This window comes from Pseudoalteromonas sp. S3431, from assembly GCF_000690035.1.
In the GTDB taxonomy this organism is placed as follows: Bacteria; Pseudomonadota; Gammaproteobacteria; order Enterobacterales; family Alteromonadaceae; genus Pseudoalteromonas; species Pseudoalteromonas fuliginea.
The window spans coordinates 1-10359 of sequence record NZ_JJNY01000061.1 but is presented as its reverse complement, the minus strand read 5'-3'; the positions used below and the strand labels follow the sequence as shown (position 1 = coordinate 10359).

Genomic DNA, 10359 nt, shown 5'->3' with positions numbered 1-10359 from the left:
ATACCAAACATGCGCTGCCCAAGGGGTTCTTTCTAGGGAGGGTTAACGCTTAGTTGCTCGGTTTTTACTTAGCTCACTAGGTTACAAACCTCGCGCCGCGATTTAATCGCCCCTAGATTGAGCAAATTTCAATCCACAAAGAACAACATGCCCTAATACTAATCCGCAATAATACTTAATCAATTTGAGGGATTAAACTTGGTGCTAGCTGCGTTAAAAATTTCTTATATATAACAACTAAATAACGAATTTTTTGCCTTGTTATCAACACAACTTTCTTATCTCAAAGTAGAACAACGAATTAAGCGAATTGGTATAAAAAGCAAAGTCATAAAAGTGTCACTTAATAGCAATCTAACTGTCATCTACTCACTTTAGAGTGGGCAACAGTTAGTAAATGAGACGAACAAACCGGGGAACCCGACATGAAATTTAAAAATTTAGTTGCCGCAATGGGTGTGGCTGTTACAACTTTCGTATCTGCGCAAGCAGTTGCACTAGATAAAAACATTCCTGAATATCAAAAAATTAGTGGTGTTTCAGGCAACTTTTCATCGGTAGGTTCTGATACTTTAGCCAACATGATGACGTTTTGGGCTGAAGAGTACAAACGTATTTACCCAAATGTAAATATCCAAATTCAGGCCGCAGGTTCTTCTACTGCACCACCTGCATTGACTGAAGGTACAGCTAACTTAGGCCCAATGAGCCGAAAAATGAAATCAAAAGAAATCGAAGCGTTCGAAAAACGTTACGGTTATAAACCAACAGAAGTGCGCGTTGCTATTGATGCGCTAGCGGTTTATGTTCATAAAGATAACCCAATTGAAGGTCTTCGCATTGACCAAGTAGATGCTATTTTTTCATCGACTCGTAAATGTGGTGCACCAGAGCAAGTTAACCGCTGGAGTGAAGTTGGCCTAACTGGTAGCTGGGCAGCAAGAGATATTCAACTTTACGGACGTAACTCGGTATCAGGTACTTACGGTTACTTTAAAAAGAAAGCATTGTGTAAAGGTGACTTTCGTAACAACGTAAATGAACAACCAGGCTCTGCATCGGTAGTACAGTCAATTTCATCATCATTGAATGCAATTGGTTACTCAGGCATTGGTTACAAAACGTCGGGTGTACGTACTGTTCCATTGGCTAAAAAAGGCAGTAATTTTGTTGATGCGACTCTTGATAACGTTGCTCAAGGTAAATACCCGCTATCTCGTTTCTTATACGTTTACGTGAATAAACACCCAAATAAACCATTAGCGCCTATCGAAGCACAATTTTTAAAAATGGTGCTTTCGCAAGATGGTCAACAAATTGTAGAAAAAGATGGTTATGTACCACTTTCGGCAAAGCTCGTAGAAGTAGAGCTTAAAAAGCTAGGTTTAAATTAATAAACTATAAGCAATAAAAAAACCGCTCATTGAGCGGTTTTTTTGTGCCTAAAATTAAGGGCCTGAAAGATAAACAGCTCCAAGTATTTTAAACGCTTATATACCACCTAATTTTTCGGCTTGTACTTTACACTGATTGTAGCTTTCAACACATTTGCCAGAGCATACTTGTTGCTTTAAGCCTTCGCCACTTGACTGCTGTTCACAGGTAGTTTCACATTGATAGTTTTGTTGAGCACACTGGTTAAGTTCAGGGCTTTGTATTTGGTTTTGACAACCAGCTAAAAATGCAAAAGTAAGGGCAACTACGCTTGTTTTTATTAAATTGTGCATGTTTAATCCTTAAAAAGAGAGTCGTAATAATACCAATTTTATTAAAAACATGATTATTTAGCGAATTAAATAACTTACTAACTGCGTTAAAAATTATTTATATAGAACAACTATACATCATAATTTTCACCTTGTTATTAAGCTATTTTTTTGTCGCTAGAATAGAACACTAATTTAATGCAATTGGTATAATATTAAATTTCGACCTGAATATTGTCGATTAATCTAACATTACCAAAATAGGCAGCAGCTAAAATAACAAACTTGGTGTCTTTGAGTGTAGCAGTTTTTAATGTATCTCGTTGAGCTATCTCAAAATAGTCTGGCTTTAGACCAGCTTGCTCTAAGCTCTGTTTAGCTAAGCTTTCAAGTTTTACGAAGTCTTTCTCGCCACTTTTTAGCTGTTCTGCGCATGTATTAAGCGTTTTAAATAATACGGTTGCAGTCGTTTTTTGCGCTTCAGATAAATAACCATTACGTGAACTCATAGCAAGGCCAGAAACTTCTCGCATTGTAGGGACACCAATCACTTCAACCGGAATTGATAAGTCGCGTGTCATGGTTTTAATGACTTGCAGCTGTTGAAAATCTTTTTCACCAAAGCAGGCATAATCAGGTTGTACTAGATTAAATAACTTAGTAACGATTGTTGCAACGCCTCTAAAATGCCCTGGGCGTGAACCACCGCAATAGCCTAATGAAATGTCAGGCACATCGACAAAGCTTTGTGCACCAAGTCCGTTAGGATAGATTGTTTCTACGCTTGGAGTAAATACAATATCGGTTTCAAGCTCAGCAAGACCTTGTTTGTCTTCGTTAAGTGTACGAGGGTAGTTATCTAAATCTTCGTTAGCACCAAACTGCATAGGGTTTACGAAAATGCTCACAACCACTTTGTCGGCCAGTGTTTTTGCTTTTTCGACTAGCGAAAAATGCCCTCGGTGTAAGTTTCCCATAGTTGGTACTAATGCCACGCTAAGACCTGCTTGTCGCCATGCTTTAATTTGGCTGCGTAATGATTTTATTTCAGTGATTGACTGCATTATTTAAACTCGTGTTCAGCGCAAGGAAATGCACCGCTTTTAACGTCTGTACAATATTTTTGAACGGCTGCAGGCATATTGCCTGTTTCGAGCAAAAAGTTTTTAGAAAATTTAGGAATATACCCAGCTGAAATACCGACTAGATCGTGCATTACCAGTATTTGGCCGTCAGTTAGGCTACCAGCACCAATACCAATAGTTGGGATACTTAGAGCGTCTGTAATGCGTTTTGCCAATGCACTAGGAATACATTCAAGTACTAATAATTGTGCGCCAGCAGCTTCTAGTGCTTTTGCGTCATCAATCATTTTTTGTGCTTTGTCTTCTTCGCGACCTTGTATTTTAAAACCACCAAATACATGCACTGACTGCGGTGTAAGGCCTAAATGCCCGCAAACTGGAATACCTTGTTGAGTAAGCGTTTTAATACACTCGTAAAGCCATTCTCCGCCTTCAAGCTTAATCATGTTTGCGCCAGCGCGCATAAGCTCAGCTGCATTTTTACAGGTATCACTTACGCTTGAATAGGTCATGAAAGGCAGGTCGGCAATTACAAATAATTCACGACTACCAGCGCGTACACAACGTGTATGGTATGCGATATCTTGATTGGTTACGCCAAGCGTGTCATCGCCACCTTGAAGTACCATGCCCAAAGAGTCGCCCACTAAAATAACTTCAACGCCGTTATCATGAAATAACTTTGCAAAACTGGCGTCGTATGCCGTTAACGCAGTAATTTTGTTATTCTCTGCTTTCATTTTATTTAAAGTAGAAACAGTTATTTTAGACATAATATTCCTCGCAGGCTGAGCCTAGGTTAATTACAGAGGTAATTGTTGTAAGTCGTTGAGCGGTAAATTTTTTGCAATGGTTTTTAATGCAACGCCGCTAGGTAAAATAAGTTCAGGTGCAAGCTCTAATAGTGGATACACTACAAACTCGCGATTATTCAAACCATAATGAGGCACTGTTAAGCGCTGTGTATTTATGATTTGATCATCAAATAATAGGGTGTCTATATCAAGAGTGCGTGGCCCCCAACGCTCTGCTTTTCTAACTCGACCGTGCTCAAGCTCTATACTTTGTGTTAAATCAAGTAATTGCTCTGGCTCAAGGCTTGTTTTAATACATGCAACGGCATTTATGTAGTCGGGTTGATCTTGTGGACCCATAGGTTTACTGGCGTAATAATGCGATACGCTCATAAATTCACAGTGAGGCAACTTTTTAAGCGCAATAACGGCGTTATCAAGCTGCTCTTTTGGTGAGTTTAGATTTGCACCTAAGCCCAAATAAACACAATGCATGGTATTACTCAGCAGGCTTTTTAGGTGCACGACGGCGTGTGCGCTTTCGTGGTTTAGGACCGCCAGGGTGACCTAGGTTCTTAACCATCTCTTTTTGGCCGTTAATGTCTTGGCCTAGATACTGTGTCCACCATTGTGCTAATTCGGTGTGCTGTGTTTCACCTGCATCAACACGTAATAACAAAAAGTCATAAGCGGCTTTAAAGCGAGGCTGTTGCGTTAGTCTGTAAGCGCGTTGCCCTGCTCGTTTATCTAAACGGTGCTGAATATGCCAAATGTCGCGAGCACCTAGTGTAAAGCGTTTTGGAACTGCAATGTGCTGAGCGCTATCGCTCAATACTTTATTCATTGCTTGAGCAAAAGCATCGTATTCAACGAGTTGCTCTTGTTCTTGAATTTCTTTAGTTCGTGCTAATAATGGAAACCAAAGTAGCGCTGCAAAAATAAATGCAGGTGTTACTTTTTTATCGGCATTTATACGTTCATCGGTGTTTTGAAACATTTGCTGAACAAGTGTGTGCTCTAGCCCACCAGGCTTTTTATTTAAAATGCTATCAAGGTCTGGAAATAGCGATTTAAATAAACCGTATTTACGCAGCATTAAAAAGTTAGCTTCAGCTTTACCGTTTAAAAACAGTTTAAGTACTTCTTCAAACAAGCGAGCTGGCGGAATGTTATCAAGCAAACTTGCTAGTTCTGTAATTGGTTTTTCGCTTTTCGGTGCGATGCTCATATCAAGTTTAGTGGCAAAACGCACTGCACGTAACATACGAACAGGGTCTTCACGGTAGCGAGTTTCTGGGTCACCAATGAGCTCAATTTGTTTGGCTTTAATTGCAGCTAAGCCGTTTGCGTAATCATGAATACTAAAATCATTGATTGAGTAATAAAGTGCATTGATTGAAAAGTCGCGGCGCTCTGCATCTTCTTCAATACTGCCAAATACGTTATCACGTAGTAATTGACCTTGATCGCTCGATTGGCTTATTTGGTTTTTATCTTCTGGCGCTTCGTGATGTCCGCGCATCGTTGCGACTTCTATAATTTCACGACCAAATACGATATGTGCTAAGCGAAAGCGACGACCAATTAAGCGACAGTTTCTAAAAAGTTTCTTTACTTGATCTGGCGTTGCATTGGTTACTACATCAAAATCTTTTGGTTGTTGGCCCAACAATATATCGCGAATGCAACCACCAACTAGGTAGGCGTCGTAACCACCATCTTTTAAACGGTACAGTACTTTGATTGCATTTGGGCTAAATTGTTTGCGCGAAATACCATGCTCACCACGAGTGACAACAATAGGTTCACTGCTTACCGAAGCGCTTTTTGCACTGGTATTCGGGCCGATTATTTGTCGGCAAAATTGAAAAAGCTTGGAAATAATAGTCTGTCTCCTAGAAGGTGTTGATTGACTTGTCATCGCAATCAAAAATTACAGCAAATAGGGAAGTTATAACCCAGTACAAGCTGTTTAACGTAAATAGCATATATTTAGGCGGCTATCATATACCAGCAGGGTTTAAAAATTAAGTTGATGTGTTGAAATTAAGCCGTTTTTAGCGATTTTTATTTACTTAGTTGAGTAAATTGGATGGCTTGACTCGTCGGATGCTGAGAAATCTGTATTTCGGGAACGTGTGGCACCTGTTTTAAGCTAAAGTTTTTAACTCCCCAAGCGACTAATTGTTCAATATTTAAATCGATTAGATCAGCAATTACAGGTAGTCCTAAAAACTCAAATGCACTGATTAATGCAGGTTTTGGATTGTTTTTACTAATTGCGGGTGCATAATTTTGTTTAGACAGTTTAAAGCCAGGTTTGGCAACCGCTAAAGGTAAATGAGCAAATTCAGGTACAGGGCTGTTGAGTTGTTTAAACAAACTAATTTGCCGAGCAGTAGGTTCAATTAAATCTGCACCTCTTACAATTCGATTAATCCCTTGATCAATATCATCAACAACCACTACAAGCTGATAAGCAAATAAACCATCGCTACGTTTAATTAAGTAATCTTCATGGGCAAGGGGACTATTTACCGTTATATCACCTTGGATTAAGTCACTAAATTGAGTCGTTGGATGTTGTTGAACTAAGCGAAGTGCACCGGATTCAGTGCTGTGATCAAGTACTTTGCAATGCCCCTGATAAATACCACCAATGGTTTTTATTTGTTTGCGAGTACAGGTGCAACCATAAATAAGCTTTTGTTTTAAAAGTGAGTGGGTAATATCTTGATATAAAGGCAAGCGCTGTGTTTGATAAACAACCGGTTCGTCCCAGTAAAGGGCGTAAGCGTGTAAGGTATTTAGAATATCGGAGTCGGCATTTTTTACAACGCGCGTAGTGTCTATATCTTCGATACGGACTAACCATTTACCTTTGTTTGCTTTTGCATCAAGGTAACTACCCACAGCCGCCACAAGTGAGCCAAAATGTAATGGCCCAGAAGGAGACGGTGCAAAACGACCGCGATATTTACGCACTGGCGCAGTAACGGCTGTAGGAGACATAACTAATTAATAGAGGTTAATTAGCCGCGTCCAGATTGTTTTTCTTTGATTTCTGCAAGTGTTTTACAGTCTACGCATAAATCGGCAGTAGGACGCGCTTCTAAGCGGCGTATGCCAATTTCGATGCCACAAGACTCACAAAAGCCAAAATCATCTTCTTTAATCAGGTTAATTGTTTTTTCAATTTTTTTGATTAATTTACGTTCGCGGTCACGAGTACGAAGTTCTAAAGAGAACTCTTCTTCTTGTGCAGCGCGGTCAACTGGGTCAGGAAAGTTAGCAGCTTCGTCTTGCATGTGCGATTTAGTACGGTCGACTTCATTGCGTAAATCATTACGCCAAGCTTCTAAAATCGCTCTAAAATGTGCACGTTGTGCATCATTCATGTACTCTTCACCTGGTTTTTCTTGGTATGGTTCTAAACCGGCTTGAGCCAATAAACCATGTTTCTTTTGGTCTGGCATAACTCTCTCCTAAATCCTTAATTTAATGCCTCAGCATTAGCCGGCGGTATAAATAACAGAATCTTATACCCTAGGCAAATTTATTTTTAATTAATCGAATTAGCTTCAACCATGTTCACTGATCAAAAAGTGTATTAATAGTCTATTTACACTTTTATTAATTCATGTATTCGCTCTTTAAAACTTGCCTAGTTATGTGGGCAAAAGTTTTAAAAACAAGCTGATTTGTACAATTTAACAAGGACTATTTTCGAGTCTTTGTCATTTCAACAGTAAGACTAGTTTAATTGTTTGTATTTATACATTATTTTACAAATGCTATTTTTTTATGAAGCAAAACCTCATTTGCTGAAATCTTTGCTTTGTATGCTAATACTTCAACCCCCGCCACAATTGCTTGGCTTAATAACGTGGCGTATTTTTTATCAATATGCGCAGCTGCACTTACGGTATTTATTCCTTCATGCAAAACAGCGAACAGTAATACTGCTCGGTGGCCTTGTTCGATCATTTCTATTAGTTCGCGGATATGTTTTTGTCCACGCAGTGTTTGCGCATCAGGAAAGTAGCCTTGCCCGCTTTGTGGTGCATCTTCGCTTAATAATGTGACTGACTTAACTTCTACATAGCAATCGGGCTTATTTTCGTCTGTGAGTAAAAAGTCGATACGACTGTTTTCGCTGCCGTACTTAACTTCGCTTTGCAATTGACTGTAGTCGAGTAGCTCGCTTATCACATTATTGTTTATTGCTTCTTCTACTACTTTATTAGCCACCGCTGTATTTACACAAATAAGCTGCGATAAGTTATTTTGCGTAAGCTCTAATGAATGCGGGTATTTTCGTTTTGCGTTATCGCTCGTTGAATAAAAAGCAGTAAAGCCTGGCTCAGCGCATCCCGTCATTTTACCTGTATTTGCACAGTGGGCGGTAAATTCGCTGCCATCACTTAATTGTAAATCAGCTAAAAAGCGTTTGTAGCGCTTTAATAATATGGCTGGTTGCAGCGCTGGCGTGTACTTCATAATAACTTCCAAAGCGTAAACACTGCTCAGCAGTGTGATTTATGTTATTTATCTCAAGCTGTTGGGAACTTAAGCGCTCTATAGTAAACTCGGTGGCACATTTAAGTGCAAGGGAATTCTAACATGAGTGAAAAATTTGTTGTTCAACTAAGCGAACAAGCAGCAGCGAGTCATTGGGGCGATAATGCGTCATTGTCTTTTAACGAGCGCGGTGCAACTGTTCATTTATCTGAGCAAGACACATTAAAAAATGTTCAAAAAGCAGGCCGTACTATTGCAAGCCAAGGCGTTAAAAATGTTGAATTAGCAGGTGATACTTGGTGTACAGAAAGCCAGTGGGCTTTTTACCAAGGCTTTGTAACACCAAAATCATTAAACGGTGTTGAGTTTGTTGATAACGCACAATCAGATATTAAAGAACTTGCTCACTTAAAAACGTCAGCAATTTGGGCACGTGAAATGGTTAACGGTACTGCCGATGACATTTACCCAGAAAGCCTAGCTGAAAAAGCAGCTGAGTTTATTCAATCATTAGCGCCTGAACACGTAAGTTACCAAATTATTAAAGGTGATGCGTTACTAGAACAACAGTGGATTGGTATTCATGCAGTTGGTCGCGGTAGTGTTCGCCCACCAGTATTGCTTGAGCTTGATTACAACCCAACAGGCGACGAAAATGCACCAGTAAGTGCTGCGCTTGTAGGTAAAGGTATTACGTTTGACTCAGGTGGTTACTCAATTAAATCAAGCGAAGGTATGCTTGGTATGAAGTGCGACATGGGCGGCGCTGCAACAGTAACAGCAGGTTTAGCATTGGCTATTAACCGTGGTATTGAAAAACGTATTAAGCTGTTTTTATGTTGTGCTGAGAACTTAATTTCGGGTCATGCATACAAATTAGGTGACATTCTTACTTATAAAAATGGCACAACAGTTGAAATTGTAAACACTGATGCTGAAGGTCGCTTAGTACTTGCTGATGGCTTAATGGCAGCAGGAGAGACTGGCGCTCCACTTATCATTGATGCAGCAACACTAACTGGAGCAGCGCTTGTTGCTGTTGGCCAAGAGTACAATGCTTTATTTGCACTTGATAAAGAACTTGCACGCGAAGTTGAAAGTTTTGCATCTCAAGAAATGGAAGCTGCTTGGCCACTGCCTCTTGAAAAATGGCATCAACAAAACTGCCCGTCTCCTTATGCTGATACGGCAAATAGCCGTGCACAAAAGGGTGGGGGTTACGGCGGTGCATCAAATGCGGCTGGCTTCTTATCACGCTTTGTGCCAAACGACGGCAAAGGTTGGGTACACATAGATTTAGCCGCTGCGTTTAACATGGGCAGCACAAGCCAGTGGGCAGCGGGTGCAACTACTCAAGGTATGCGTACAGTTGCGCGAACTTTACTAGAAAAAGCATAGTATTTACTAAATTTATGCTTTTTATACTTTGAATGAATAGGCACCACTTGGTGTCTATTTTTTTGTACGTGAAGCAAGCAATTTTATTTCATTTGCGGTAAAATCCGTCGCCAATACCTGTTTGAGTTTAATTTCTGCTTAACTCTAAGCTGCGCTCAAGCGTTATATCCACCACTGGGGTTTCTAATTATGTCAGATAAGTGCTACATCACAGCTCAACAACTGCTTGAAGATTCGTTCCGCGTAGCGGCACAAGTATACCAAGATGGCTTTCGTCCTGATTTTATTATTGGTATTTGGCGAGGTGGTGCACCGATCGGTATTGCTGTTCAAGAATATTACGATTACAAAGGCATTGAGACTGACCACATTGCAGTACGTACTTCGTCTTATTACGGTATTGGTAAACAATCGAAAGAAATTAAAGTACATGGTTTACATTACATAGTTGAAAACGCGAATGCAGGCGATTCATTATTAATTGTTGATGATGTATTTGATTCTGGTCGTAGTATTGTTGCATTAAAAGAAAAACTTTCAGAGCTTATGCGTTTAAACTTGCCACGTGATATTCGTATCGCATGCCCATATTACAAACCAAAAAACTCAAAAGTAGATACAGTGCCAGATTACTATATTCATGAGTCTGAAGAGTGGTTGGTGTTTCCGCATGAACTATCGGGTTTAACACCAGATGAAATTATTGCAGGTAAATCTGACCTTGCAAAAATACATGATATTTTGCTAGAAAAGTAAGATTCATAAGTAATACCAACCTGCATAAATCTTTGATCAATTTAACGAATTAAATTGCACTATAACGTCGTGAAAATTTTTATTTAGAACAACTAGATA

The 10359-nt window shown here is 39.6% G+C and carries 11 protein-coding genes; 3 read left to right on the top strand and 8 right to left on the bottom strand.

Going from position 1 to position 10359, the window contains the following annotated elements; all coding sequences use genetic code 11:
- Nucleotides 1–425 precede the first annotated feature (425 nt).
- Nucleotides 426–1394 carry a PstS family phosphate ABC transporter substrate-binding protein gene (locus tag DO88_RS04710; RefSeq protein ID WP_007377489.1) on the top strand — a complete coding sequence of 323 codons (969 nt, stop codon included), beginning with the start codon at nt 426–428 and terminating at the stop codon, nt 1392–1394.
- A 96-nt stretch (nt 1395–1490) separates the two neighbouring features.
- Here DO88_RS04710 and DO88_RS04715 read toward each other — a convergent pair whose 3' ends face one another.
- The 8 genes from DO88_RS04715 to sfsA form a co-directional block, all read right to left on the bottom strand.
- Nucleotides 1491–1727: a hypothetical protein gene (locus tag DO88_RS04715; RefSeq protein ID WP_007377488.1), complete on the bottom strand. Its 237-nt coding sequence runs from the start codon at nt 1725–1727 to the stop codon at nt 1491–1493.
- Nucleotides 1728–1921: 194 nt separating this feature from the next.
- Nucleotides 1922–2770 carry a pantoate--beta-alanine ligase gene (gene panC, locus DO88_RS04720; protein WP_033040312.1) on the bottom strand — a complete coding sequence of 283 codons (849 nt, stop codon included), beginning with the start codon at nt 2768–2770 and terminating at the stop codon, nt 1922–1924.
- Complete coding sequence (gene panB / locus DO88_RS04725; RefSeq protein ID WP_033040310.1) at nt 2770–3564, bottom strand: 3-methyl-2-oxobutanoate hydroxymethyltransferase; 795 nt, start codon at nt 3562–3564, stop codon at nt 2770–2772. Before panB ends, panC begins: the two co-directional genes overlap by 1 nt.
- A gap of 30 nt (nt 3565–3594) precedes the next feature.
- Nucleotides 3595–4080 carry a 2-amino-4-hydroxy-6-hydroxymethyldihydropteridine diphosphokinase gene (gene folK / locus DO88_RS04730; protein ID WP_033040306.1) on the bottom strand — a complete coding sequence of 162 codons (486 nt, stop codon included), beginning with the start codon at nt 4078–4080 and terminating at the stop codon, nt 3595–3597.
- A 4-nt stretch (nt 4081–4084) separates the two neighbouring features.
- On the bottom strand, nt 4085–5506 hold the full coding sequence (gene pcnB, locus DO88_RS04735; RefSeq protein WP_007377484.1) for a polynucleotide adenylyltransferase PcnB: 1422 nt from the start codon (nt 5504–5506) through the stop codon (nt 4085–4087).
- 146 nt (nt 5507–5652) lie between these two features.
- Nucleotides 5653–6597, bottom strand: coding sequence for a tRNA glutamyl-Q(34) synthetase GluQRS (gene gluQRS / locus DO88_RS04740; protein WP_007377482.1), 945 nt, complete (start codon nt 6595–6597; stop codon nt 5653–5655).
- A 20-nt stretch (nt 6598–6617) separates the two neighbouring features.
- Nucleotides 6618–7061 carry an RNA polymerase-binding protein DksA gene (dksA, locus tag DO88_RS04745; RefSeq protein ID WP_007377481.1) on the bottom strand — a complete coding sequence of 148 codons (444 nt, stop codon included), beginning with the start codon at nt 7059–7061 and terminating at the stop codon, nt 6618–6620.
- A gap of 304 nt (nt 7062–7365) precedes the next feature.
- The gene (gene sfsA / locus DO88_RS04750) at nt 7366–8085 is read right to left on the bottom strand and encodes a DNA/RNA nuclease SfsA (protein WP_033040304.1); all 720 of its coding nucleotides are present in this window, start codon (nt 8083–8085) and stop codon (nt 7366–7368) included.
- 123 nt (nt 8086–8208) lie between these two features.
- On the opposite strand from sfsA, the gene pepB reads away from it, so the two are divergent.
- Entirely contained in the window at nt 8209–9504 is a 1296-nt protein-coding gene (gene pepB / locus DO88_RS04755; RefSeq protein WP_033040301.1) for an aminopeptidase PepB, read from the top strand.
- A 189-nt stretch (nt 9505–9693) separates the two neighbouring features.
- Complete coding sequence (locus DO88_RS04760) at nt 9694–10260, top strand: phosphoribosyltransferase (RefSeq protein WP_007377478.1); 567 nt, start codon at nt 9694–9696, stop codon at nt 10258–10260.
- Nucleotides 10261–10359 lie beyond the last annotated feature (99 nt).

What these genes read in the sequence shown, in the direction of transcription:
- panC (WP_033040312.1), bottom strand. Translation starts at nt 2,770, where the DNA reads ATGCAGTCAATCACTGAAATAAAATCATTACGCAGCCAAATTAAAGCA.
- DO88_RS04710 (WP_007377489.1), top strand. Translation starts at nt 426, where the DNA reads ATGAAATTTAAAAATTTAGTTGCCGCAATGGGTGTGGCTGTTACAACT.
- pepB (WP_033040301.1), top strand. Translation starts at nt 8,209, where the DNA reads ATGAGTGAAAAATTTGTTGTTCAACTAAGCGAACAAGCAGCAGCGAGT.
- panB (WP_033040310.1), bottom strand. Translation starts at nt 3,564, where the DNA reads ATGTCTAAAATAACTGTTTCTACTTTAAATAAAATGAAAGCAGAGAAT.
- DO88_RS04760 (WP_007377478.1), top strand. Translation starts at nt 9,694, where the DNA reads ATGTCAGATAAGTGCTACATCACAGCTCAACAACTGCTTGAAGATTCG.
- sfsA (WP_033040304.1), bottom strand. Translation starts at nt 8,085, where the DNA reads ATGAAGTACACGCCAGCGCTGCAACCAGCCATATTATTAAAGCGCTAC.
- pcnB (WP_007377484.1), bottom strand. Translation starts at nt 5,506, where the DNA reads ATGACAAGTCAATCAACACCTTCTAGGAGACAGACTATTATTTCCAAG.
- DO88_RS04715 (WP_007377488.1), bottom strand. Translation starts at nt 1,727, where the DNA reads ATGCACAATTTAATAAAAACAAGCGTAGTTGCCCTTACTTTTGCATTT.
- dksA (WP_007377481.1), bottom strand. Translation starts at nt 7,061, where the DNA reads ATGCCAGACCAAAAGAAACATGGTTTATTGGCTCAAGCCGGTTTAGAA.
- folK (WP_033040306.1), bottom strand. Translation starts at nt 4,080, where the DNA reads ATGCATTGTGTTTATTTGGGCTTAGGTGCAAATCTAAACTCACCAAAA.
- gluQRS (WP_007377482.1), bottom strand. Translation starts at nt 6,597, where the DNA reads ATGTCTCCTACAGCCGTTACTGCGCCAGTGCGTAAATATCGCGGTCGT.